The organism is Pseudomonas sp. Seg1, assembly GCF_018326005.1.
Taxonomy (GTDB): Bacteria; Pseudomonadota; Gammaproteobacteria; order Pseudomonadales; family Pseudomonadaceae; genus Aquipseudomonas.
Genome location: NZ_AP021903.1, coordinates 3,092,617 through 3,118,626, shown reverse-complemented (window position 1 = coordinate 3,118,626; position 26,010 = coordinate 3,092,617). Strand labels below are relative to the sequence as shown.

At 60.4% G+C, this 26,010-nt stretch carries 17 protein-coding genes; 5 read left to right on the top strand and 12 right to left on the bottom strand.

Annotated features, from left to right (window positions below):
* Positions 1-254: 254 nt before the first annotated feature.
* Complete coding sequence (gene proP, locus KI231_RS13785; RefSeq protein ID WP_103304942.1) at positions 255-1,760, top strand: glycine betaine/L-proline transporter ProP; 1,506 nt, start codon at positions 255-257, stop codon at positions 1,758-1,760.
* 125 nt (positions 1,761-1,885) lie between these two features.
* Here the strand turns inward: proP and KI231_RS13780 are convergent, their stop codons facing one another.
* Positions 1,886-2,494 (bottom strand): nucleotidyltransferase domain-containing protein, encoded by a 609-nt coding sequence (locus KI231_RS13780; protein ID WP_213028596.1) that lies wholly within the window; start codon positions 2,492-2,494, stop codon positions 1,886-1,888.
* A 117-nt stretch (positions 2,495-2,611) separates the two neighbouring features.
* Here KI231_RS13780 and KI231_RS13775 point away from each other — a divergent pair, with 117 nt between their 5' ends.
* Positions 2,612-3,205, top strand: a complete 594-nt coding sequence (locus KI231_RS13775) for a DUF502 domain-containing protein (RefSeq protein WP_213028595.1) — start codon at positions 2,612-2,614, stop codon at positions 3,203-3,205.
* 126 nt (positions 3,206-3,331) lie between these two features.
* On the opposite strand, the gene KI231_RS13770 is transcribed toward KI231_RS13775, so the two are convergent.
* The gene (locus KI231_RS13770) at positions 3,332-3,940 is read right to left on the bottom strand and encodes a TetR/AcrR family transcriptional regulator (RefSeq protein WP_103304945.1); all 609 of its coding nucleotides are present in this window, start codon (positions 3,938-3,940) and stop codon (positions 3,332-3,334) included.
* A gap of 157 nt (positions 3,941-4,097) precedes the next feature.
* On the opposite strand from KI231_RS13770, the gene KI231_RS13765 reads away from it, so the two are divergent.
* The 3 genes from KI231_RS13765 to KI231_RS13755 all read left to right on the top strand — a co-directional run bounded on the left by KI231_RS13765 (position 4,098) and on the right by KI231_RS13755 (position 9,209).
* Positions 4,098-5,480 carry an aspartate aminotransferase family protein gene (locus tag KI231_RS13765; protein ID WP_213028594.1) on the top strand — a complete coding sequence of 461 codons (1,383 nt, stop codon included), beginning with the start codon at positions 4,098-4,100 and terminating at the stop codon, positions 5,478-5,480.
* Between the two features lie 292 nt (positions 5,481-5,772).
* The gene (locus KI231_RS13760) at positions 5,773-7,476 is read left to right on the top strand and encodes an amidase (RefSeq protein ID WP_213028593.1); all 1,704 of its coding nucleotides are present in this window, start codon (positions 5,773-5,775) and stop codon (positions 7,474-7,476) included.
* Positions 7,477-7,913: 437 nt separating this feature from the next.
* The gene (locus KI231_RS13755) at positions 7,914-9,209 is read left to right on the top strand and encodes an OprD family porin (protein WP_213028592.1); all 1,296 of its coding nucleotides are present in this window, start codon (positions 7,914-7,916) and stop codon (positions 9,207-9,209) included.
* 14 nt (positions 9,210-9,223) lie between these two features.
* Here the strand turns inward: KI231_RS13755 and KI231_RS13750 are convergent, their stop codons facing one another.
* The 10 genes from KI231_RS13750 to KI231_RS13705 all read right to left on the bottom strand — a co-directional run bounded on the left by KI231_RS13750 (position 9,224) and on the right by KI231_RS13705 (position 25,997).
* On the bottom strand, positions 9,224-9,577 hold the full coding sequence (locus tag KI231_RS13750; protein WP_249412126.1) for a hypothetical protein: 354 nt from the start codon (positions 9,575-9,577) through the stop codon (positions 9,224-9,226).
* 230 nt (positions 9,578-9,807) lie between these two features.
* Entirely contained in the window at positions 9,808-10,182 is a 375-nt protein-coding gene (locus tag KI231_RS13745; RefSeq protein WP_213028591.1) for a hypothetical protein, read from the bottom strand.
* Positions 10,183-10,422: 240 nt separating this feature from the next.
* On the bottom strand, positions 10,423-12,276 hold the full coding sequence (locus KI231_RS13740) for a polyurethane esterase (protein ID WP_213028785.1): 1,854 nt from the start codon (positions 12,274-12,276) through the stop codon (positions 10,423-10,425).
* A gap of 215 nt (positions 12,277-12,491) precedes the next feature.
* The gene (locus tag KI231_RS13735; RefSeq protein WP_213028590.1) at positions 12,492-14,180 is read right to left on the bottom strand and encodes a polyurethane esterase; all 1,689 of its coding nucleotides are present in this window, start codon (positions 14,178-14,180) and stop codon (positions 12,492-12,494) included.
* A 64-nt stretch (positions 14,181-14,244) separates the two neighbouring features.
* A complete protein-coding gene (locus KI231_RS13730) occupies positions 14,245-17,331 on the bottom strand; it encodes an autotransporter serine protease (RefSeq protein ID WP_213028589.1) in 3,087 nt (1,028 codons plus the stop codon).
* A gap of 238 nt (positions 17,332-17,569) precedes the next feature.
* Positions 17,570-20,521, bottom strand: coding sequence for an autotransporter serine peptidase EprS (gene eprS, locus KI231_RS13725; RefSeq protein WP_213028588.1), 2,952 nt, complete (start codon positions 20,519-20,521; stop codon positions 17,570-17,572).
* Between the two features lie 354 nt (positions 20,522-20,875).
* Entirely contained in the window at positions 20,876-22,237 is a 1,362-nt protein-coding gene (locus KI231_RS13720; protein ID WP_103304954.1) for a TolC family outer membrane protein, read from the bottom strand.
* A 2-nt stretch (positions 22,238-22,239) separates the two neighbouring features.
* A complete protein-coding gene (locus KI231_RS13715) occupies positions 22,240-23,589 on the bottom strand; it encodes an HlyD family type I secretion periplasmic adaptor subunit (protein ID WP_213028587.1) in 1,350 nt (449 codons plus the stop codon).
* Positions 23,586-25,364, bottom strand: coding sequence for a type I secretion system permease/ATPase (locus KI231_RS13710; RefSeq protein WP_213028586.1), 1,779 nt, complete (start codon positions 25,362-25,364; stop codon positions 23,586-23,588). Before KI231_RS13710 ends, KI231_RS13715 begins: the two co-directional genes overlap by 4 nt.
* A gap of 210 nt (positions 25,365-25,574) precedes the next feature.
* The gene (locus tag KI231_RS13705; protein WP_213028585.1) at positions 25,575-25,997 is read right to left on the bottom strand and encodes an AprI/Inh family metalloprotease inhibitor; all 423 of its coding nucleotides are present in this window, start codon (positions 25,995-25,997) and stop codon (positions 25,575-25,577) included.
* Positions 25,998-26,010: the final 13 nt, after the last annotated feature.

Sequence of the window (26,010 nt, the reverse complement as noted above, 5' to 3'; positions counted from 1 at the left end):
CCGCGATGGCTGACTCACTGGCAACACATCTGTTTCGGGAGAAAAAACCCGCCACTCCCGTTCAATCGGGATGGCGGGTTTTGTCGTTTTCGCAAGGCAAGATCATCAGATCGCAGTCTTCAGCAGCGCCTACGGGGAAAAAAAGCGGTTAGCGGTGAATTATTTCGTGTCCTCATGTATCTGACCCAAAGAGCACGCGCCATCAAAAAGATGGCATCTACGCGGCAAGATGGATCAGTAAAGAGAATACGCGGATGAAATCACGTAAAAACAGCGTCAAACCGATCGGCCTGAAAGACATCACCATCGTCGACGACGCCAAGATGCGCAAAGCCATTACGGCCGCCGCGCTCGGCAATGCCATGGAATGGTTCGACTTCGGGGTCTATGGCTTTGTGGCCTATGTGCTCGGCAAGGTGTTTTTCCCGGGCGCCGATCCGGGCACGCAAATGATCGCCGCGCTGGCGACGTTCTCCGTGCCGTTCCTGATTAGGCCGTTGGGCGGGCTGTTCTTCGGCGCACTGGGCGACAAGTACGGGCGACAGAAAGTCCTCGCCGCGACCATCGTGATCATGTCGCTCAGCACGTTTGCCATCGGCCTGATTCCGTCCTATGCCTCGATCGGCATCTGGGCGCCGATCCTGCTGTTGCTGGCGAAAATGGCTCAAGGCTTCTCGGTCGGCGGTGAGTACACCGGCGCCTCGATCTTCGTTGCCGAATATGCGCCAGATCGCAAGCGTGGGTTCCTCGGCAGTTGGCTGGACTTTGGCTCGATTGCCGGTTTTGTGCTGGGTGCCGGTGTGGTGGTGCTGATTTCCACGACGCTGGGCGAAGCCAAATTCGAGGAATGGGGCTGGCGTCTGCCGTTCTTCCTCGCGTTGCCGCTGGGCATGATCGGCCTGTATCTGCGTCACGCCCTCGAAGAGACGCCAGCCTTTCAACAGCATGTCGAGAAGCTGGAACAAGGCGACCGCGAAGGCCTGGCCGGCGGGCCGAAAGTGTCGTTCAAGGAAGTTGCGACCAAGCACTGGCGCAGCCTGATGACTTGCATCGGCGTGGTGGCGGTGACCAACGTCACCTATTACATGCTGCTCACGTACATGCCGAGTTACCTGTCGCACAACCTGCATTACAGCGAAAACCGTGGCGTGCTGATCATCATCGCGATCATGGTCGGCATGCTGTTCGTGCAGCCGGCGATTGGCTTTATCAGCGACAAGATTGGCCGCAAGCCTTTCATCGTCGTCGGCAGCATCGGCCTGTTCATCCTTGCCATTCCGGCATTCATGCTGATCAACAGCGGCAAGATCGGCCTGATCTTCGGCGGCCTGCTGATGCTGGCGGTGCTGCTGAACTTCTTCATCGGCGTGATGGCTTCGACCCTGCCCGCGATGTTCCCCACGCACATTCGCTACAGCGCATTGGCGGCAGCGTTCAACGTTTCTGTGCTGATTGCAGGTCTGACCCCGACTGTCGTGGCCTGGCTGGTGGAAAGCACCAACAACCTGTACATGCCGGCGTATTACCTGATGGTGATTGCCGTGGTCGGCCTGGCCACCGGCGTGACCATGAAAGAAACCGCCAACAAACCACTGCGAGGCGCGGCGCCGGCGGCTTCCGATCTTGAAGAGGCCAAGGAGTTGTTGCAGGAGCATCACGACAACATCGAGCAGAAGATCGAAGACATCGACGCTGAAATTGCTGAGCTGGAGGCCAAACGCAAGAATCTGGTGCAGCAACATCCGCGGATCAACGAGTAAACAATCCACCACCTTGTGGCGAGGGAGCTTGCTCCCGCTGGAGTGCGCAGCAGTCCCAATCTTTTGGGGCCGCTGCGCGCCCAGCGGGACGGTGCGACGATTCGACAAGCTCCCTCGCCACAAAGTTACTCGGCGTTTTCTAGTCTGTACGTCCACTCATGATCTGGATGCAGTAGAGCAAGGTGTCGAGCCAACCAATGCCGATCTTCGCAGGATAGATTCGGCAATGACTGGTTGAAGTCGTTTTGATCCTTGGACCGGGTGTGTTTGGCCTTGAACAGCAGAATGGCCGCAGGTTTTAAATACGGAATCCCTGCGTCACTGAGAGCGACCATTTCGGCGCGTGGATAGACAAGCGAAGTGTCTCTTTTATAGACCCAAGTGTCCGCAGTGCCGAACTCCAGCATCACATCCACTCGCCAGACATTGGCAACCGCATCAAAACCCCAAACCTGAAATATCTCCTCGCCGGGCACCCGGTCTGCCGAAAGAAACGCAAACGTGCCGTCTTTGACGGTGTAGAACTGCAATGGCTCCAGCGCTTGCCTGAACAGCATGAAATCATCACGCAGGACGGTGAACTCCAGATCACCGTGATCGCGGGTCTGTCTGCCCAGCCACAGATCCAGCGCCCATCCGCCCACCACGCTCCAGGGGCGTGAAACCTGTCTCAGACGTTGCGATAACTCCTCCGGCGTCCACGCTTGCCATGCTTGCTGATCCGATACGTTCATGTGCCCTGCTCCTTGTTAAGCGCATCCGGCCGCCATGGTGCCATGAGTTTCATCGCGCGCCTGCCCCGGGATTTTTATCAGCTAGCCTTGATTTCTGATCGTCATCAAGGAGCTGTCATGTTCAAGTTCATCAAAACCACCGTGATCGGCGGACTGCTGTTTATTCTGCCGTTGGTGCTGATCTTCATCCTGATCGAAAAAGCCATTCATCTGCTGCGTGGGCCGATGCAAAAGCTGCTGCCGATGTTTGAAGGTCATGATGTGGCGGGCGTGACCGTGGTGACGTTGGCCACGTTGGTTGGCTTGATCGTGCTGTGTTTTCTTGCCGGCCTTCTGGCCAGGACCTCGGCGGCGGCCCGGGCGATTGAGGCGACCGAAGACAAAGTGCTGAGCAATCTGCCGGGTTATCAGTTGCTCAAGGACACCACGGCGCGGTTTGCCGGTATGGAGCACGCCGATGGGACCAAGGTCGGCATGATTGCCGAGGAGCAAGGCTGGCGCTTGTGTCTGGTGGTGGACAGTGTCGGCGATTGGCTGACGGTGTTCATGCCGGACGGAGGGACCTCTGGTGGCACGGCTGGCGAAGTTCGCTTGCTGCGCGCCTCTGAGGTGATCATGACTGACCTTTCATGGCTGGGACTGGCAGCAGGATTGCGTCGGGGCGGACGAGGCTTGCTGGAGCAGATGCAGCCGTGGTTGCCGAAAGCCTGATCTTCAGGACGGCGAAAAACCTTGTGGCGAGGGAGCTTGCTCCCGCTGGGTCGCGAAGCGGCCCCTGTTTTTAAAAGAAGGCCTGCTGCGCAGTCCAGCGGGAGCAAGCTCCCTCGCCACAGTTGATCACCCCAGGCTCAGAATTCCATGACAGATCAGCCCCAGCACACTGCGCATATGCCGCGCATGCGCTTCTCGATCTGGCGCCGCTTCGGTCGCCAGTCGAATAAACGCCATGTTCGCGTACTGGTTGAACAGCGTCGCCGCCACGTCGATATCGACGGACTCGCGGACTTTGCCCAGCGCCTGAAAATGCGTCAGCAACGCCTTGGTTTCCTCGATCACCGCCGCATTCCACGGGCTCAACGCCTGAGCCAGTTCGCCCGTGAGCAGAAACGGCGCCAACTCGCGCCATAGTGAAGCCGGCATGGCTTGCAGTTGGTAGTCGGTCATCAGCCCTTCGAACTCGCACAACGCCTCCAGCGGATCGCTGTCGTCATCGAGATTGGCTCGGGCCTCGCGCATGGCCTGCTCGTCCGGTTGCTTGAGCAATGCCAGCAAAATCTCCTGTTTGCCGCCGAAGTAGTTGGTCACTGTCGGCGCGGAAACCGCCGCTGCATTGGCGATTTGCTCCAGCGTGGTCGCGCCGAAGCCGTTGCTGATAAATAGCTCGAGGGCTGCCTGCGCGATGACTTCCCTGCGCTGTTCCTTTTGCCGTTCTCTGAGTCCGCTCATGTCGTGCCTGCTGTGCCTTGCCAATGCGCCTCAGCCTACGGACATCTTTTTCCACAGACAAATATTTTCTTTACAAAATTATTTTTAAGTGACAAATATTAGCTGTGCACCGCTGGAATGAACGCACTCACTTGCCCAATTCTTTTGGAGATCAGTCATGTCCGCCGAACTCGATCCGACTCGCAGCACCCGTGATTTTCAAGCCGCCGACGCCGCCCACCACATTCACGCGTTTGTCGATCAGAAGGCGCTCAACGAGGAAGGCCCACGGGTGATGGTCAGCGGCGATCGCCTGGCGTTGTGGGACAACGACGGCAATCGTTATGTGGATGGCATGTCCGGCCTGTGGTGCACCAACCTTGGTTACGGCCGCAAGGATCTGGCCGCCGCCGCGACCGCGCAACTGGAGCAGCTGCCCTACTACAACATGTTCTTCCACACCACTCACCCGGCCGTGATCGAACTGTCCGAGCTGTTGTTCAGCCTGCTGCCCAAGCACTACAGCCACGCGATCTACACCAACTCCGGTTCCGAAGCCAACGAAGTGCTGATCCGCACGGTGCGCAAGTTCTGGCAAGTGATGGGCAAACCCGAGAAGAAAATCATGATCGGCCGCTGGAACGGTTACCACGGCTCGACCCTCGCAGCGACGGCGCTGGGCGGCATGAAGTTCATGCACGAAATGGGCGGCACCATTCCCGACGTGGCGCACATTGATGAACCGTACTGGTTCGCCCACGAAGGCAACCTCAGCCCGGAAGAGTTCGGCCTGCGTGCGGCGCGGCAACTGGAAGACAAGATTCTTGAATTGGGCGCCGACAAGGTGGCAGCCTTCGTCGCCGAACCGTTCCAGGGTGCTGGCGGGATGATCATTCCGCCCGCCACTTACTGGCCGGAAATCCAGCGCATCTGCCGCCAATACGACGTGCTGCTGTGTGCTGACGAAGTGATCGGTGGGTTCGGTCGTACCGGCGAGTGGTTCGCTCACCAGACTTTCGGGTTCGAGCCCGACACGCTGTCGATCGCCAAGGGCCTGACCTCCGGTTACATCCCCATGGGCGGCTTGATCCTGTCGCGGCGCATGGCTGAGGCACTGGTGGAAAAGGGTGGCGTGTTTGCTCACGGTCTCACCTATTCCGGGCACCCGGTCGCGGCTGCCGTGGCGATTGCCAACCTCAAAGCCTTGCGTGATGAAGGTGTGGTCACGCAGGTGAAAACCGATACCGGGCCTTACCTGCAAAACTGTCTGCGCGAAGTGTTTGGCAATCACCCGTTGGTCGGTGAGATTCAGGGTGTTGGTCTGGTGGCGGCGTTGCAATTCGCTGAGGACAAGGCGACTCGCAAGCGGTTTTCCAACGAGAACGACATCGCCTGGCGCTGCCGTACGATCGGGTTTGAGGAAGGGTTGATCATTCGTTCGACGTTGGGTCGGATGATCATGGCGCCGGCGCTGATTGCCAGCCGCGCGGAGCTTGATGAGCTGATCGACAAGACGCGGATTGCGGTGGATCGTACGGCTCGGGAGTTTGGTGTCCTGTGATCAACTGAGCATCCCCCGTCCTTGTGGGAGCTGGCTTGCCAGCGAAGAGGCCAGCACAATCGATATTGAGTTGACTGACCCACCGCCATCGCTGGCAAGCCAGCTCCCACAGGGGATTGCATTTCACCCACAAAAAATTTGGCGGGGTATCAATCCCGCCGATTACTCGGCGCCCGGCATGGTGTTAAATAGGCGCCAGTCTTAACCTTGTCGCTTAAAGCCGTGCCACGAGAACCGCTATGAACACCCATTCCAAAAAGAACGTCGCCCCACTGCAAACGGCGGTGACAGCATGATCGAAGTCACTGAAGTTTCCATTGCGCAACTGCGCGCCGCGCTTGAATCCGGCCAGACCACCTCGGTTGAGCTGGTGCAGGCCTATCTCGCCCGCATCGATGCCTACGACGGCGCCGACACGCCGACCGCACTCAACGCGGTGGTCGTACGCAATCCCGAAGCGCTCAACGAAGCACGGGCCTCCGACGCTCGCCGCGCCAAAGGCGAAACCCTGAGCCCGCTCGACGGCATCCCCTACACCGCCAAGGACAGTTATCTGGTCAAGGGCCTGACCGCAGCGTCCGGCAGCCCGGCCTTCGCTGATCTGGTTGCCTATCGCGACGCGTTCACCATTGAGCGCCTGCGCGCCGCCGGGGCAATCTGCCTGGGCAAAACCAATATGCCGCCGATGGCCAATGGCGGAATGCAGCGCGGGGTGTATGGCCGCGCTGAAAGCCCGTACAACGCCGACTACCTCACCGCGCCGTTCGCCTCCGGCTCATCGAATGGCGCCGGCACCGCCACGGCGGCCAGTTTTGCCGCGTTCGGTCTGGCTGAAGAAACCTGGTCGAGCGGTCGCGGCCCGGCGTCGAACAACGGCTTGTGCGCCTACACCCCTTCGCGTGGGGTGATTTCGGTGCGCGGCAACTGGCCGCTGACGCCGACCATGGACGTGGTCGTGCCGTACGCTCGCACCATGGCCGACCTGCTCGAAGTCCTCGACATTGTTGTTGCCGAAGATCCGGATACCCGTGGCGACCTGTGGCGCCTGCAACCGTGGGTACCGATCCCGAGCGTCAGCTCCGTGCGCCCCGCCGCTTACGCTGAATTGGCTGCCGACCGCACTGCACTGGCCGGCAAGCGTTTTGCCGTCCCGCGCATGTTTATCAACGCCGATCCTGAGGCGGGCACCAGCGAAGCGCCGGGTATTGGTGGCCCGACCGGCCAACGCATCAACACCCGCGCTTCGGTAATCGATTTGTGGAAACAGGCGCGTCAGGCCCTCGAAGCCGCTGGCGCTGAAGTGATCGAGACGGACTTCCCGCTGGTGTCCAATTGCGAAGGCGATCGCCCCGGCGCGCCGACCGTGTTCACCCGTGGGCTGGTGTCGAAAGAGTTCCTCCACCATGAACTGTGGGATCTGACGGCTTGGGCGTTCGACGACTTCCTGCAAGCCAACGGCGATCCGAAGCTCAATCGTCTGGTCGACGTCGATGGGCCGAAGATTTTCCCACACGACCCGGGCACTCTGCCGAACCGGGAAGGCGACCTCGCCGCTGGCATGGATGAATACGTGCGCATGGCCGAGCGCGGCATCACGCCGTGGAATGAAATCTCCACCGTGCCCGATGGCCTGCGCGGCCTCGAACAGACGCGGCGTATCGATCTTGAAGACTGGATGGACAAGCTGGGCCTCGACGCCGTGTTGTTCCCGACCGTCGCCGACGTCGGCCCAGCGGACGCGGACGTGAACCCGGTGTCAGCCGATATCGCTTGGAGCAACGGCATCTGGGTCGCCAACGGCAACCTCGCGATCCGTCACCTCGGCGTACCGACCGTCACCGTGCCGATGGGCGTGATGGCCGACATCGGCATGCCGGTCGGTCTGACCTTCGCCGGTCGTGCCTATGACGACTCGAGCTTGCTGCGCCTGGCTGCAGCATTTGAATCGACAGGCAGCAAACGCCTGATCCCGCCCCGCACCCCGCCGCTGTCGTAACGCGATCAAACCTGGAGGGGCAGCCGACAGAAATGTTGCCTGACCCACCGTAATCGCTGGCAAGCCAGCTCCCACAGGGATCCAGGGTGTGTCCACCATTGATGGCAGCACACAAAAAACCTGTGGGAGCTGGCTTGCCAGTGTGTATCCATGATTGATGGCAACACACAAAACCTGTGGGAGCTGGCTTGCCAGTGTGTATCCATGGTTGATGGCAACACACAAAACCTGTGGGAGCTGGCTTGCCAGTGTGTATCCATGATTGATGGCAACACACAAACCTGTGGGAGCTGGCTTGCCAGCGATGGCGTCAGCGCATTCACATCCTGAATGTCTGACCCACCACTCCAGCCCCGCCAACTGAGCACATACGCTCAATCCACTCGCCCACAATCAATCGATCATCAGAGCCACTTTTTTCTTGTTGGCCACCGACCATGATCGAATCCGCGCCATCGCGTATCACCCTGTTATTACTACTGTGCGGACTGACCGAAACAGCTGTCGCCGACGGCTTTTTCGACGATGCCAAGTCCGAAGTGCTCAGCCGCAACTTCTTTCTAAGCAACGACTACCGCTCACCCTCTCCCACCGGTAAAAACTACAAACAGGAATGGGCACAAGGGTTTATCGGCACTTTCTCATCCGGTTTCACAGACGGCACGATTGGATTTGGCATCGACGCTCACGCCTTTGCCGGCCTGAAACTGGATGGCGGCAAAGGTCACTCCGGCACTGGCTTGCTGCCGGTAGAAAGCGACGGTCGCAGCGAAAACGATTATTCCAGTGCCGGTGGCGCATTGAAGTTGAAAGCCTCGCGCAGCACGTTGGCGTTTGGCGAAATGACCGTGGAAACCCCAGTATTCGACACCGCCGACAAACGCCTGCAACCGGAGTACGCCACGGGTTTTCTGCTCACCAGCCGGGAGATCGACAACATCAATCTGCAGGCCGGGCATTTCACGGCGTTCAAGAATCAGGACAGCGCTTCCGGCAAAGGCGATTTCTACGGCTACGGCGCCAACACCGAACACGGCTCAATCAGCTTTCTCGGTGCCGATCTGTTCGGCGACAGTCCTGTGGGCGGTGCTGTGTATGCGTCCGAGCTGACGGACACTTGGCATCAGTACTACGGCAACCTGCACTTCAAGCAGGCCGGCATATTCCTCGACGCCAACCTCTACCACACCCGCGATACGGGCCGGGCGCTGGCCGGTGCGATCGATAACACCGCGTTCAGCCTGTCGGGCAAGTACACCGTTGGCCCACACGCGGTAATGCTCGGCTGGCAGCGGATCGACGGCGACACGCCCTTCGATTTCGTCGGCGGCGACTCGATCTACCTCGCCAACTCGATCAAATACGCCGACTTCAACGGCGCCGGTGAACGTTCGTGGCAAGCGCGCTACGACCTCGACCTCGGTGCGTTCGGGATTCCCGGTCTCAATTTCATGACCCGCTACGTCAGCGGCAATCACATCGACGGCACCCACGCGCCCAAGGGCGGCGCCTACAACCCGTTCGCTGCCGACAGCGCCGAATTCCAGCCGCTGCAAGGGGATGGCGGCAAACACTGGGAGCGCGACATCGATTTGAAATACATCGTGCAGTCGGGGGCAGCGAAGGATTTGTCCGTGCAGCTGTCGCACGTTTCGCATCGGGCGAATAGCGCTCAGGCGGGGGATGACATTGACCGGATCTACGTGGTGGTTCAGTACCCGCTGGGGTTCTGATTGCAGTCAGCCTTTTACTTTGGCATCGACTGGATGATCTCGGTCAGATCGTCTTTGGTTATTTCGTTGGCCTTGATCGCCGCGGCGATATCGCTTCTGGACAAGGGAAACCGCTTGAAGACCTCTTTCAGCGTCTCGGCGTCGATGTTTTCCAGCCACAGCGGATCAATCAGAGAGCCGCCGTACTTGGGCTCCATCGTGACTGTCTGGTAATCGATCGGACCTTTGTGATTGAAGTACACCAGGTAACGGGTAAATCCCTCCGGGTAGCTTCGATCTTCATAGAGGGTGGTGCCCATTGGCAGCACATAGCTGTTTTCATCACCGCCAGGCCCGCCGATCAGCAGCGGCTCCGTGGTTCTGATCATGGGCATTCCACGCGTCACTGAGGCGTAAGTGACCACGTAGTACAGCCAAGCCAATGCGGCTGCATTCGCGCCTGTCAGCAAAGTGCAGCAGAGCACGACAAGTCGAGTGGTCTTTCTCAAGTGGGTCACCGCCAGTCCATTGTCAGGGTGAGCGGATATTACAGGGCTGAAGGCTGTTGCAGATCAAAAGATCACAGCCTTCAGCAATTCCTACCCTCGATTGGAGTGGGTTATTGGTCCAGGGTCATGCCCGGGATGGTGTTGTCGCAGCTCAGGTATTGCCCGCCACGCCGGGCTACTTCGCCCTGCAGGCGCTGGCAACGTTCATAGTCCTGTTGCGCCATGCGGTCGATGCTCAAGTTGCCGGTGGTTTGCGGTTGTTTGCCGTCACCCAGGCGAATCGTCACGAACGGTTGTTCGGGCTGGATCTGAAAGCGGCTTTTTTCTTCAACCGGTTCGATCACTTCGCTTTTGGTCGGGCTCGGCAATTGCTCAGGGGTGATTCCGTAGCGGCTCAGAATCGAGCTTTGAGGCAGATCGGCACTGGCATTGGCTGATAACAGCGCCAACCCTGCAAACCCGATAAACCTCTTGAAACCTTTCACGTTTGAATCTCCTGTACTCATTGGCGGCTAGCTATAGAACGTGCGCGCACGTGCTGGCTTTAGGCCGCATTTCCTGTTTGCACAGGCTTTGAGTCAGGGAATGGCTGCTGAGTCACTTTTGATACCGCGTTATCGTTCTTCGGGAGCAGGCCCCCTCCCACATTGGATCGGTGTCGATCACAAATCCAATGTGGGAGGGGGCTTGCTCCCGAAGAGGCCCTTACAGGCGCCACATAAACATCAGGCGATCACAATTCCATCGCCACTCAAACTCCCCAGCGACACACCAACCAACGTCACCGAATCGCCGCCGAACTTCAGCACGGTATCCTGCCCGACCGCCGTGGCATGGGCGCGGAAGTCATCGCCAGGCAACACACCCTGCACCCCCAGAAACACCAGTTTGTCGTTAGAGTTGAACCCCACCACCCGATCCTGCCCGAACGCGCCGTTGAACAGGAACGTATCCGCCCCGCCCCCCGACTCCATCAGGTCATTACCGGCGCCGCCGACAAACACATCGTTGCCCGCGCCACCTATCAAGTGGTCATTGCCATCGAGCCCGAACAACCAGTCACCACTGGCCTGCGCCTTCAGCGTATCGACGCCATTGCTGCCTTTGACGCTGGATTCGTAAGCGGTGAGATTGTTGCCAACCTTCAAGCCGCTGGCCGTGACGCTGTGGGTCACGTCGTCCTTGAACAGCCCCCAGAGGAAGCCCGGCTCCTTGGTGACGATGCTGCCGATGTCGCGAGTGATGCTGATCCCGCCGTTGGCATCGCGGATGTACAGGTTGCCCGCGCCGTCATTGGCGAAGTCGAAGGTGTTCACCGATTTCTGCAGGTCGAGGGTATTGCTGCCCTGCCCGCCAAGGATGATGTTGTAACCGCCGCCATCACGGAACGTGTCGTTGCCGGCGCGGCCTTCCAGGTAGTCGTTGCCGCTGCCGCCCTGAATCAGGTCATTGGCGTCGCTGCCGATGATGAAGGTGCTGCCCTTGTGGGTTTCGGCGTTGCGGTTGAGGTCCTGCACCCAGGTGTTGGCGCGCGCGGGGTCCGACAGGTTGGCGACGATGATCGTCGAGTCCTTGCTGGTCAGGTCGTAGAACTTCGACTCGATCACCCGGTTCATGCCGTCACCATAGGCAGTCGGTAAATGCGAGATCCAGGTCGGAATGTTGAGGATCGAGTACGGCAGCAGATTCCACGCGGTTGATGCGTAGTGGTCGTTGAAACTGACGATGTTGTCGGTGGCCGATTCCTTCGGCGCATCGTGTACGCCGATCGAGGCGCCGGTGAAAGTCGAGCCATCGAGGGCGCGGAACACCGGGTCGTTTTCGTAGCCGACGTTGAGCACCTTGTCGGTGCTGCTCTGGGTCGGTGAGGCGTAGGCGATGTAGTTGGAGTCTTTGAAGAAGCCGCCCCACTTACCGCCGCTCAAATCCGCCATGCTGTTGACCGCCAGCCCGCCGAGGCTGTGGCCGCTGACCAGCACGTCCTTGCCGGTGAGGCCGTTGGCCTTGGCGAACGCGACCACGTCATTGAGCAGATTGCCGAACGCTTCACCGACGTAGTTCTTGGCGTAGTCCTTGGGGCCGAACGCGGCGAGCAAGTCGTTGATCACGTCGCCGATGGAGTCGAGGATCAGGTTCTCACGCGGGCCGCTGGTGCCGCGAAAGGCAACGCCGATTTCCGTGAGATGACCCTGGGCGTCGTACTTGCCGAGAATCTCGACCTGAGCCGTGGTGTAACCGGCCTTCTCGCCAAAGAAGGTTCCCCGGGCGTCGGTCTTGCCTTCGTAACCCAGTTGCGAAGCAGTGATCGGCGTCCAGCCAGCCTTTTTCACGGCTTCGAGCGCGAGTTTTTCAGAATCGGGGTTCCACGGAACGCCGGGGATGACGCCTTGGGAATCAGTCCCTCCGAGCAACGCCGTGACCAGCGTAGCGGGCAGACCAATGCCGAAGCCGTTGTGCTGATAACCGGCGGCAAAGCCGTTATCGAGGTTGTGGTAGGAATACAGCGTGATCGCCATGGCATCGCTGAACAGCGCCTTGGAATCGGCTGTACTGAAGTTTTTGTAGTCATACACACCCATTGCCATTGCCTCTCTTTTGTTGGAATTGTCAGAGATAGCTCACAGCCAGGGCGCCCCACGGGGACGCCCCGGAGCATTTCAAAACTACTTGCTTTGCTTTTTAACTGTAGGAGTGAGCCTGCTCGCGATGAGGTTGTGTCAGGCAACATGGATGGAGACTGACTCACCGCTATCGCGAGCAGGCTCACTCCTACAGGGTTTGCATTAAGGAGTGACTAAGCGAAAACGAAACTCGAGTCCGACAGGTTAGCCACGCCAACCCCGACCAGCGTCACGGCATACTCGCCAATCTTCAGCACGGTGTCGCTGCCGGCCTGCGACGTGTGCTGCTTGTAGTCGTAGCCCTGCCCCGCGCCTTCGACGCCCATGAACACCAGTTTGTCGCTGCCCTGATAACCGTTGATGGCATCGAAACCGAAGGCGCCGCTGAACAGGAAGGTGTTGTTGCCACCCACCGCCGTCATCACGTCGTTGCCGGCGCCACCGACAAAGGTCACATGGCTCTTGTCACTGATCAGCTTGTCGTCGCCACCCAGACCGAACAGCCAGTCACCGTCGGCCGTGGCGTGCAGTGCGTTGCCGTAGCCATCGCCGCTCAGCGAATGGTTGTACTGGGTCAGTTCGCTGCCATTGGTCAAACCCTTGGCCGTGACGCCCCAGGTGATTTCCTTGCTGCCCCACCACGAACCCGACTCCTTGCTCACCAGCGCGCCGATGTCGCGGGTCATGCTGATGCCGCCGTAGGCGTCGCGCACATACAGCGTGCCGTCACCGTCGTTGGCGAAGCTGAAGTTCTGCAGTGGTTTCTGCAATTCGAAGGTGTTGTGGCCCTGACCGCCGAGGAGGATGTTGTAACCGCCGTCATCGCGGAAACGGTCATCGCCGCCCAGGCCTTCGAGGAAGTCGTTGCCCGCCCCGCCCTTGAGCCAGTCGCTGCTTTGCGTGCCGATGATGAAGGTGCTGCCGGTGTGCGGCTCGCCGCTGCGGCCCAGGTCCTCGACCCAGGTTTTACCCCGCGACGCTTCTTCAAGGTTGGAGACGATGATTGTCGAATCCTTGTGAGTCAGGCCGTAGAACTTCGAATCGATCACCCGATTCAAACCGTCGGCATAACCCAGCGAGCTGTGCGCCGACCAGTTCAGCGGGTTGACGATGCTGAACGGCACGAGGTTCTGCGCAGTCGACGCATAGTTGTCGTTGAAATTGACGATGTTGTCAGTGCTCGAATCGTGCGGCTTGTCGTGCTTGCCCATCGAAGCGGTGCTGAACGTGGTGCCGTCGAGCACTCGGAACACCGGATCGTTCTCGTAACCGATGTTCAGCACGTTGTTGCCGGTGCTGCTCTGGGTCGGCGAGGCAAAGGACACGTAGTTGGCATCCTTGAAGAAGCCGCCCCAGTTGCTCGCGCTCAACTCGGCCACGCTGTTGACCCCGAGCCCGCCGAGGCTGTGGCCGCTGATCAACACGTCTTTGGCCGCGATGCCGTGCGCGAGGGAAAACGCCGCGACTGCCTTGAGCAGATTGTCGAAGGCGTTTTTCGCGTATTGAGTCGCGTAATCCGACGGCCCGATGGCCGCCAGCAAATTGTTCTTCATGTCACCGAAAGTGTCGCTGTAACCCAGCCCACCCGTGCCACGAAAGGCTACGCCAATACCGATCAACTTACCGGCAGCGTCGTACTTGCCGAGCACTTCGGCCTCGGCGCTGGTGAAGCCGTCCTTTTCACCGAAGAACGTGCCCTGCGTACCGACCTTGCCCTGATAACCCAGCGCCGTCGCACTGACCGGTTTCCACGCGGTGCCCGGCAAGGCTTGCCCGGTCGGCGTGTAGGCATACAGCGTCAGGGCGATGGCATCGCTGTACAACGCTTTGCCATCGGCATTTTTGTAATCGAACAGTCCCATGTTGTGCTCTCTCTTCCTTCAAATCAGTGCTGGCAGTCCCTTCTGGAACTGCCAGCACCCTCCTTTAGAACTGCCAGTCGAGGGTCAGACCCACACCGTGGTCCTTCTCGTTGTTACCGATCAGTCCGTTGTAATCCAGGTTGACCCGGACATCGCGATTGAGCGCCAGCCCGGCGCGCACGCCGACCACCGCCGCATCACGATCCATCGACACACTCTGCACAGTGAACGCGCTGTTGCCATTGGCGAACGCCAGGTGGCTGTCAGCATCGACGCTGCTCAGGTTGTGCTGCCAGCCCAGGCTTGCGCCCAGTTCCAGCTGATGTTTTTCCGACAGTGCAAAGGTGCGCTTGGCGCGTACGCCAAGGGTCGACAGCACCACATCGCGGTTGTCTTCGCCGCCCTTGAGCGCCGCCGCATCACCCTTTTCGGTGAAGCTTTCGGTGTTCAAATGCACGTACGACAAGTTGGCGAACGGTTCCAGATTCATCGGTTGCAGGCGCAGATCGTAAGCCGCTTCGGTGAACACTTGGGTCGTCGCTGCATCGTGTTTGGTCTTTTGTTTACTGCCGATGTCCCCAATCTGCAGGTCACGTTTCACATCCACGCGATGCCAGCTGTACGCGGCACCGGCAGTCAGGCGCAGGGCATCGATTTCATGCCCCAGGTACGCACCCAAGTGGTAACTGTCGACGGACGCCGACGAATGCGTGCCACTGCCCATGCTCAACGAGCTGTCGCTATAACCGGTAACGAAACCCAGACGCGTATCTTCAGCAATCAAGCCGTCGACACCGGCCAGCAAGCCACCGATTGAGCTGTTGGAGTCGGCATTGTCATGCCCGCCATCGCTCTTGCCCCAGGCGCCCAGCACCTTGACCCAAGCGTTGCTGCGATCATCGGTCGGCGCACCGGCGTCGAACAGATCACGCTCACGCAGGCGCTCGCCCACCGCTTCACGCAGGTAACGGCTGTCGTTGATCAGCATTGTGCCGATGGCCGGATGAATCTCGCCGGACAGTTGCTGGAAGGCTTGTTGCGCCGACGCCGCGTTTGGCGACAGCAGCAGGGTTTCGAACAGCGCATTGCCGGCGCCGAGACGCTCGGCAGCGGCACCGACGGCACGCTGGTTCGGGGTCAGGCCGACGCTGGCGAACGAGGCGTCGTTACGACCCACCGCCAGTTGAATGCCGTTTGCCGAGTACGCCAGCGTACCGCCGAGGAACGCGTAATCCGGCAACACCTGCCCGAAGCGCCCTTCAATACCGCCCGCCGCTTGCAGAATGTTGTACTGGGTGCCGAGCAGGCTTTGCACTTCGTTGGTGGTCAGCAGCGTCGGGCTGTTTTCCAGCGACATGGTGACTGTCGCGCCTTCAATCACAGCCTTACCGGTAGCGATGATCTGGTCGCTGCTGGTCGGCGACAGCTCCACCGCGTAGGTCGAACCCGGCGCGAAGGTCACGTCACCGGCGACGTTCATCGTGCCGATCGAATTGCCCGGGGCCACGGTGCCGCCCTTGCTCACCGACAGCGCGCCGATGTGGCCGTTGCCGCCGAGGATACCGCCATCATTCACGGTGACGGCCGAGGCCAGCGAACCGTTGATGGCCAGGCGTCCCTGATTGACCAGGGTCGGGCCGCTATAGGTGTTGTTGCCGGTCAGCACCAGGGTGCCGATGCCTTGTTTGGTCAGGCCACCGTGACCGGAAATGTCGTTGCGCCAAGTGTCGAGGCCGCAAGTGATGTCGGTGCACACGCGCTCGGTCGGTTTGCCCTGATCGATGATCGCGCCGATGCCCGGCAGATCGGCGACAAATTGCCCGGAACCATAGGCACCCTGCACACGGAATTCCTCGGGAATATCCTGCTCGGTGACGAACATCGACGGGCCATCAATGCCCTTGCGCAGATTGATCATGCCCCAGCCGTACAAAGCGTCGATGCCCGGTGCGCCGAGGTCGGTCGCGGTGGTGCGCAACACGGTGGCGACCTGCTCGCCAGTCATGTACGGGAAGCGCTCCATCAGCACCGCCATCGAACCGGCCACATGCGGCGCGGCCATGGACGTGCCGTTGTAATTTTTGTAGCCGGTGGTCAGGTTGTCGGCGTTGGTGCCTTCGATGATCGAGCTGAAGATTTTCGTACCCGGTGCCGAGACGCAGAAGCTCGCGGTGTAGCCGCAGCGCGAGGAAAACGTACTCATGATGTAAGGGTTGGCACTGGCCAGATCCGGGTTCTTCTGCAACGCGGCGACGGTGATCCAGTTCGGCGCGATTTCCGGAACGAAATAGCCGAGGCCGGCGATGGCGTCCGGGTTGTTGAGGTTGTAGTCGTTGCCGGCGGCAAAGATCGTGACGATACCGCTGCGTGCGGCGGCGATCGCCCCGTCATAGGCTCCACCGGGTTTGGTGCCCAGCAGCGTGCGGATCTCGTTGAACTGTACCTGCGCGTCGTTGACGGTGAAGTGCGGGTACGCCGGGTCGCGACCGCCAAGGTCGAAACGGTCGGTGATGCCGATACCCCAGCTGTTGTTGATGATCCGCGCGCCACTGGCGATCAGTGCATCCCAACCGGCCTTGTACACCGCGCCGTCGTTACCGCGCACGATGCCGTCCTCCGGGCCCGGGTCGCCGTTGTCGGCGCTGATGATTTGCGCACCGAACGCGACGCCGTGCATCGGCCCGCCGTCACGACTGCCCGCCGCAATACCGCCGACGTGGGTGCCGTGGGCGCCGAGTTTGCCGTCGGAACCGACCGAGGGCGAACCGTCATAACGGAACGCGTCCCCGGCTTTGACCGGGATGTACGGGTCGGTGTATTCGCGGATCCCGCTGGTGACCAGGGTGATGACCTTGTTGCTGCCGGAGAACTCCGGGTGTGCGGCGTAAACCGGCTGGTCGAAAATCCCCAGCTTCACGCCTTTGCCGGTGTAACCAGCGGCGTAAGCGTGATCGGCACCAATGGCGCCCAGGCCCCAGTCAGCCTGGAACTCGGCGCTGCGCCAGCTTGACGGATCGCCCGTACGACCGTTTTCCACGTAAGGCGCGGCGTGTGCCGTGCCCCAGGTGGTGAGCGCGTACAACACGGCGCAAGTCAGTGTTTTGAGGGCAAAGCGGCCACCCGTTTGCGCGGGGGTTTTATTGTTATTCATCCAGCGACCTTCCTTAGTTATGTTGCGAAAAATCCTGATCGTTCCCACGCTCCGCGTGGGAATACCTCCAGGGACGCTCTGCGTTCAGTGACGCGGAGCGTCACGGGCTGCGTTCCCACGCAGAGCGTGGGAACGATCAATCAACTCGGTATTTTGAGAGACCGCAGGGGGCCGCTTCGCGCCCCATCGGGGATAAATCCCCTCGCCACAGCTATGTGAGCAGCCGTGAATCCGTGGTTCAGAACTGCCAGTTCAGGCTCAACCCAACGCCATGGCTCTTCTCGCGACTGGCCAGTTGTCCGTTGTAATCAAGGTTCACCCGCACGTCTTTGCTCAAGGCCAGGCTGGCCTGCACGCCGACCAGCGCGGCATCGCGCACCAGCGCCGAACTCTCCACGCTGTAAGGCGCGCCGCCGCTGGCGAAACGCAGATGCTGTTCAGATTCGATGTCGCTCAAGCTGTGCTGCCAGCCGAGGTGGCCGCTGACATCCAGCGACTGCTGATTCGCCAGGTTGAACGTCTTGATCGCCCGCACGCCGAGGGTGCTCAGCACCGCGTCACGTTGATCGCCGGAGCTTTTCAGCGCCGCCGCGTCGCCCTTCTCGGTCAAGCCTTCAGTGTCCACATGCACGTAAGCGAGATTGGCGAACGGCTCCAGCACCAATGGTTGCAGGTGCAGTCGATAGGCCGCTTCGCCGAACACTTGGGTCGTGGCGGCATCGACCTTGGCTTTCTGTTTGGCGCTGACGTTGGCGTATTGCAGATCACGCTTCACATCGGCGCGGTGCCAGCTGTAAGCCGCGCCGGTGCTCAAGCGCCAGGCACCGATTTCATGCCCGGCATAAGCGCCGAGGTGATAACTGTCGACCTTGGCCGACGAGTGCGTGCCCGAGCCCATGCTCAGTGAACTGTCGCTGTAACCGGTAACCAGACCGATGCGCGTCTGCTCGTCCAGAGCGCCGTCGACACCGGCCAGCAAGCCGCCAAGCGAGGTGCTGTAACCCGCCGTGTCGTGGCTTGAATCAGTCGTGCCCCAGGCGCCCAGTGCCTTGATCCAGCCGTTGTTTTGCGTTGCCGAGGCATCGTGCAGGCGTTCGCCCACGGCATCGCGCAATTGACGGCTGTCGTTGATCAGCATCGAACCCAGGGCCGGGTAAATCTCGCCACTCAGTTGCTGGAACGCTTGTTGCGCGGAGGCGGCGTCTGCCGACAGCAGCACGCTTTCGTAGACTGCGTTGCCGGCGCCCAGGCCCTCGACCGCAGCAGCGACCGAGCGCTGATTCGGGGTCTGGCCGACGCTGGCAAACGTACTCGCGTTACGTTCGATATCGAGTTGGATGCCGTTGGCGGTGTAGTCGAGGTTGCCGCCGATGAACAGATAGTTCGGCAGCACGGCAGCGAACTGGCCCTGAATGCCTCCGGCCGCTTGCAGGATGTTGTACTGACGACTGAGCAGGCTTTGCGTCTCGGCGGTGCTGAGCAAGGTCGGGCTGTTTTCCAGCGACAGACTGACGGTGGCGCCGCTGACGCTGGCGCTGCCGCCGGCAACGATGCGGTCACTGCTGGTAGGCGACAGCTCAACGGCGTAAGTCGAACCCGGCGCGAAGTGAACGTCGCCCGCCACGTTCAAGGTGCCGATGGAATTGCCCGGCGCCACGCGACCGCCAGTGTTGGCCGTCAGCGCAGCGATCCGCCCGGAACCACCCAGCGTGCCGCCGTCATTGACAGTGACCGCCGAAGCCAGCGCACCGTTGACGCTCAGCAAGCCGCCATTGACCGTGGTCGGACCACGGAAGGTGTTATCCCCGGTGAGGTACAGGCGTCCGGCGCCGGATTTGATCAGGCTGCCCTGATAAACCCGCGTCGCCGCTGCCGCATCACGCGCCGTGCCGATGGCGTAATCGGTCTGATCCTGCTGACTGGCGCCGGCCGCAACGCCGTTTTGCCAGCCCTTGTCTTGCAAGGTCTGCTGCCACGCTGAGTGTTCGGCGAGGTCTTCACTCTGGCGCTGAAGCAGTGCCTTGTCGGAGATGTCATTGCTCCAGACATCGCTCTGCCTGGCCGCCAGATTGGCGTCAAACGCGCCGAGCAATTGGCCCGGCCCGCGCATCGCCCGGTTCAGGTTGGCCACGCCCCAGCCGACCCGCTCGGTGGGCGCGTCAGTGACTGATCCGTCGAGTTGCGTGGCCGTGGTCAGCAGGGTTTCCAGCGCCTGCTGGTTGTTCATGTACGGGTAACGCTCCATCACCAGCGCCAGCGCGCCGGTGGCGTGCGGCGCCGACATCGAGGTGCCGGACTTGATCGCGTAGCCACCGTCGGGGATGGTGCTGTCGATCTTCGCCCCCGGCGTGGTGATGCACCAGTATTTGGCGAGGCCGCACTGGTTGTACTTCTGTTGATTGCTCTGATCGAGCCCGGACACGGCCAGCCAGTGACCTTCAAGATCCGGCTGAAAGTACGGCAGTGCCGAGCGCACGCTGGCATTCGGGTAGCCACTGTTGCCGGCGCTGAACACGTTGATCACGCCGCGTCGCGACACGTCGGCAGCGGCGTCGAGCCAGGTGCCTTTGTTCCAGTGCTGGGCGTAAGCGGCGTGCAGATCGGCCAGTGTGCGATAGCTGACATCCGGCGGTTGACTGCCCCAGCTGTTGTTGATGGCGCGGACGCCGGCATCAGCCAGTGCGTCGTAGGCCGCTTTGAAATAGCGCGGGTCGGGATTGGGGCCGAACAGGAAACTGTCGCTCTTATTGGTGTTGCCGACGTAGATCTGCGCGTTGTACGCCACGCCATGCATGCCCGTGCCATCGCGGGAGGCGCCCATGGTGCCGACGACGTGGGTGCCGTGGGAATCGTTGTTGGCGTTGAGGGTGCCGTCGACGTTGAACGGTGATCCATCGACGTAACTTCCGCTGGTCAACACCGGGTGATAGCGGTCAGTGGCGAACTCGGGATGGGCTGCGTAAAAGCCGGAATCGAGGGCGCCGATTTTCACGCCTTTGCCGGTGATGCCGGCAGCGTAGGCCTGGTCGGCCTGCATGCGCTCAAGACCCCAGTCACGCAGGAACTCGGCGCTGCGCCAACTGGCGGGATCGCCGGGTTTGCCGACTTCCAGGTACTGTGCCTGGGCCTGGGAAACGGAGACTGCGAGCAACAGGGTGCCGACCGAAATCGACTTGATGCGTACTTCCATGTTCACCACTCTCTTTTATTGTTTTATGCAGGTTTTTCTACGGTGTTGCCTGAAGCCCTCACCCCAGCCCTCTCCCAGAGGGAGAGGGAGCCGACCGCGCTGTCTTGAGCTATACATCGACCTGAAATACCGAATCGATTATGGATTCAGCACCACGTTCAGGACCGTGTAACTCTTCCTATTCATTCCTTCACCGACCGCGCTGTCATGCGTTTTTCGCCGACCTGAACATTCCGGTCGATTATGGATTCAGCACCGTACGTTCAGGTCGGTGCATCTCTCAAGCATCCCCCAATCAGTCCCCTCTCCCTCCGGGAGAGGGTTAGGGTGAGGGGCGGTCTCAAGGCCTGCCCATCAACGATGAGCAACGCCAAACGCCTCATCCACCCGCGCCAGATCCTGTTCATTCAAGGTCCCGGCGTAGTAATGCAATTTGGTCCACGCCATCAGATAGTCGTACCGCGCCTGCGCCAGATCGCGGCGGGTGGTGAACAGTTGTTGCTCGGCGTTCAACGCGTCGAGGTTAGTCCGTTCGCCGCCGAGAATGCTTTGCCTGGTCGACACCACCAGCGCTTCCGCCGAGGTCAGCGCCTTTTGGTAAGCGCGCAATTTGTTTACCCCGGACAAACAGGCGCTGAACTGACGACGCAGTTCAATCAGCGTCTCGCGGGTCTTGCCGTCCAGTTCATACTCCGCCTGTTCCATGGTGCGGCTGGCTTGCCGCGTCGAAGCCGACACCCCGCCACCGGCGTACAACGGCACGCTCACTTCGAGGCCGATGGTGTTGGTTTCGTAACGCTGGTTGTAGGTGTTACCGCTTTCCGATTCGTTCTGGCGCATCGAGGCGTAGGCGTTGATTTTCGGTAGATGCCCGGCACGGTTGCGCTCGACTTCGTAACGCGCCACTTCCACGGCCTGACGTTGCGAGGCCAGATTCGGGTTATTGCTGATCGCCATTTCGTGCCACGTGTCGTAGTTGGCCGGCATCAGCGCGAAGGTCTGGAAGTTTTGATCCAGCGGCGCCAGATCAGCGATATCCACCGCTGGCACACCCACCAGCGCGCCCAATTCCCGCAGCGCCGCGTCTTGTTCATTGCGCGCCTCGATTTCCTCGGCCGTCGCCAACTCATAGCGCGATTCGGCTTCGAGGATATCGGTGCGCGTGCCCTCGCCCTGCTTGAACATGTGCTCGTTCTGCTGGAACTGCTGCTCGTAGGCTTTCTTCTTCGCCTGGGCGATGTCGATCTGGTCCTGGGCAAACAAGGCTTTGGTGTAGTTGTCCAGCACCCGCACCAGCAGTTCCTGGCTCTTGCCGCGAAAGTTCTCGTCGGCGAACAACGACTGCGCCACACCCTTGCGATACGCCGCGTAGGCTTCGTAATCGAGCAAGGGTTGTTGCAGGGTCAACGCCGAGCCATAACTGCTGTAATTGCGGTCTTCAGTGCGATTGCGCGCGCGGTCATCAAGGGAAGTCGCTTTCGACGTGTTGCGGCCCTTGTTGTAGGTGTAACCGATGCGCGGCAACAGCCCGGCGCGGCCGATGGCACGGTTTTCCAGGCCAGCGTCGCGTTCCTTGATTGCGCCGAGGAACACCGGGTCATTGCGCAACGCCTGTTCGTAAATCTCGAACGGCCCCATGGCCGCCACTACCGAGTGACTCGCGAGCAGCATCAATGCCGCCCCGAGCATGGAAAGCTTATTCATACAGCCGAACATCCTTATTCTTCGGTCAGCGCAGAGCCGGCCCGGTCGAGCAGCGGTTTGAACAGATAGTTGAGGAGTGAACGTTCGCCCGTGCGCACGAACATTTCTGCGGGCATGCCGGGCTTGATCACCAGACCGTTGAGTTTTTCCATAGCCTGATCGCTAACGCTGCTGCGCAACACGTAATACGGCACGCCGGTTTTCTCATCGACCATCTGGTCGGCGGAGATCAGGCTGACTTCACCCGGTACACGCGGGGTTTTGCTCTGGTTGAACGCGGTAAACAGGATGTCCACCGGCAAGTGCGGACCGACCTTGTCGATCAGGTTGATCGGCAAATGCCCCTCGACTTCCAGGGTGGTGCCTTGCGGAACGATCTCCAACAAGGTTTCGCCCTGACGCACCACGGCGCCTTCGGTGTGCACGCCGAGGTTGACCGCGACACCGTCAGCAGTGGCGACGATCTCACTGTGTTGCAGGTCGAAACCGGCGGAGGTCAGTTGCTCGGACAGGGTGACGCTCTTCAGCTGCGCGTCGGCCAGTTGCGTGCGCACTTCCTTCTGATATTCCTCGCCGTGCTGTTGCAGCTTCAGGCGCGACTCAAGAATGCCTTGCTCCACTCGACCGCTTTCACCGGTGTTTTCCGCCAACTGCTGCTGCACTTGCGAGAGTTGGCGCTGGTATTCCATCAAGCGGTTGCGCGGGATGTAGCCGTTGTCAGCCAGCGGTTGCAGGTTGCTCAACTGTTGTTGCAGCGAGTCTGCCTGGGCATTGAGGTCGGTGCGTGCGCGGCGCATGCCGGCCAGTTGCGCGGTGGCGCCTTCGATGCTGGCACGCAATCCGGCCTGCTCGCGGTAATACGCTTCGCGGCGGCTGCTGAACAACTGCCGTTGACCTTCCAGGACCAGCGCCAGACGCGGGTCCGGGTCATTGCTCAACTCGGCGGGAAAGGTCACTTGCTTGAGGTTGTCGCGCTCGGCCTGCCAGCGCGCCAGGCTCGCCCACGCCATGCGGTACTGCGCCTGCAGCGATTGCACATCGGCGGCGACTTGGGTCTGATCGAGCCGGAACAGTGGCTGCCCCTGCTTCACGATCTCGCCATCGCGCACCAGAATCCGGCTGACCACACCGCTGCTCATCGACTGCACGGCTTTGCGTTTGCCCGTGACCACCACGGTGCCCTGCACCGGAATACCCTGATCCAGCGGCGCCAACGCGGCCCAAGTAAAGAAACTGCCGGCGCCGACAATCGCCAGAATCCAGCCCATGCGGGCGAAGAATTTCGCATCACGCTCGGGGCGTTCGGCGACGTAGGCGTGTTCCATGCTCGCTTCGTTTTCAGTGTTCATGCTTGCGCTGCTCATACACCCGAATTCCTTGTCGTGGGCTGGTACTGCCGGCTCATGCTGAGCCCGCCCGGTGCTTGCGCAGGTTTCTCGCGTTGTTGCTCGTTGGCGGCGCCGGACAGCGCCTTGAGCACGTCCTGACTGGCACCGAAGGCTTGCAAACGGCCGTCGTTGAGCACCAGCAATTTATCGGCCTGGGCCAGCACCGAAGAGCGGTGCGTCACTAACACCACCGTGGTGCCTTGGGCCTTGAGCTGCGCGATGGCGCTGGCCAGTGCCGCTTCGCCGACGGTGTCGAGGTTGGAGTTGGGTTCATCCAGCACCACCAGGCTTGGCGTGCCGTACATGGCCCGCGCCAGTGCCACGCGCTGCTTCTGGCCGCCGGACAGACCGCTGCCGTCCTCGCCCAATTGCGTGTCGTAACCTTGCGGCAGGCGCAGGATCATTTCGTGGACGCCGGCCTGTTGCGCGGCGGCCACGACTTTCTGCGGATCGGCTTCACTGAAACGCGCAATGTTCTCGGCGATGCTGCCGCTGAACAGCTCGATGTCTTGGGGCAGGTAGCCGATGTACGGCCCGAGCTGATCACGGTTCCAGCGGTGAATATCTGCACCGTCCAGTCGCACCGTGCCACCGAGGGTCGGCCACACGCCGACCAACACACGGGCGAGGGTCGATTTACCCGAACCGGAAGCACCGAGTACGCCCAGCACTTCACCTGCGCCCAGATTGAAATTGACCATGTGCAAGGTCGCCGCGCGTTGCCCCGGCGGGCCGGCGCTGACCTGTTCAAAGGTGATCTGGCCTTTCGGCGCCGGCAGCGCCATGGCGTCATCGCTTGGCGGGAAGGCTTGCAGCAGCGCATCGAGACGACGGTAAGCGAGTTTCGCCCCGCTCCACTGTTTCCACACGGCAATCAACTGATCGATCGGGCTCAACACGCGGCCCATCAGAATCGAACCGGCGATCATCATCCCGGCGGTCATGTCGCCCTTGATCACCAGCAACGCACCGAGCCCCAGCACCAGTGATTGCAGGCACAGGCGCAAGGTTTTGCTCAGCGAACTGATCACCGCCCCCGTATCACTGGCCTGATTCTGCAGACCCAGAAAGCGTGAATGCACCTGGAACCAGCGCTTGCGCAACGAACCCAGCATGCCCATCGCCTGAATGGTTTCGGCGTTATGCAGATGGCTGGTGGCCAACTGGCTGGATTTCTGCGAGAAACCGGCGGCTTCGCCCAGCGGCTGCTTGGTCATGTATTCGTTGAGGCAGGCCAAGGCGATCAACAACGCCGCGCCGGCCGTGGCGAGGACGCCAAGCCAGACGTTGAACAGGTAAATCACGAACAGATAAACCGGGAACCATGGCGCATCGAAAAAGGCGAACAACGCAGGCCCGGTGACGAATTGGCGAATGTGGGTCAAGTCGCCCAGCGATTGCCCGGCGTTGCCCTCGCCCTTGAACAGGTTGCGTTCGAATGCAGCCTGATAGACCCGCAGGTTGAAACGGCGCTCCAGTTGGCTGCCGATACGGATCACGATAAAGCTGCGCACCACTTCCAGCAGGCCGATGAAGGCAAAGAAACCGACGACCATCAGCGACAGCATCGCCAGGGTGGTTTCGTTCTGCGAGGACAGTACCCGGTCGTAGACTTGCAGCATATAAATCGACGGCACCAGCATCAGCACGTTTATCAGTGCAGTAAAGCAGCCGACGCTGATCAGAATGCTTTTATAGTCGCCCAATGCCTTGAATAAGGGAGCGGTGGCTGGGGCCTTCGCCATCTTCATCGATTCGTCCTGAAAGATATCTCCCGTCGATCATTGACGAGACTTCAAATTAGTTATCCGGACAATCCCGGAATTTGCTTTTTTTGTGGGTACTTACAATTTCATAACAACTTCCGCGATTTAATGCGGCGCAGTTGTTTTGAAGACAGCTGCTTATAACCACACAGCAGCGCCTTATATAAAAACCTGTCGCCTACTTGGTAATTACAACTATGGCGTCTTGCGCTCCAGGGTAATGACCAGGCCCGACTTCAGAGTAGCCAGATAATGCCCGTCACGTTGTCGGCTGAAAAACTGGATTCTTGAACCTTCCTTGCCGGTGATGGAAATGCCGTCCGGGTCGGGAAACCAACCGATGGGCGTTTCTTCCAGCCAGGCCGCGAGGCATTCGGCGCCCTCCCCGACAGTCTGGTTCAGTGCCAGTTCTACAGCGCAGGTATTGGAGGGTTTGTCTTGCAGCTTTTGCGCTTCAGCGGTGTCTTCGCGAGTGCTCAGCGTCGCCTGCCACTGACCGGCAAATACCGAGGGTTCTTCGAGTCTGAGGCTGCTTGCCATGCTTGCTTCTCCGGTAATCATCATCAGCGTCGCCATCAGCCACGTCTGTGTCATGTAGGTAAAAACGTTTCGACTCATAGGAAATTTCACT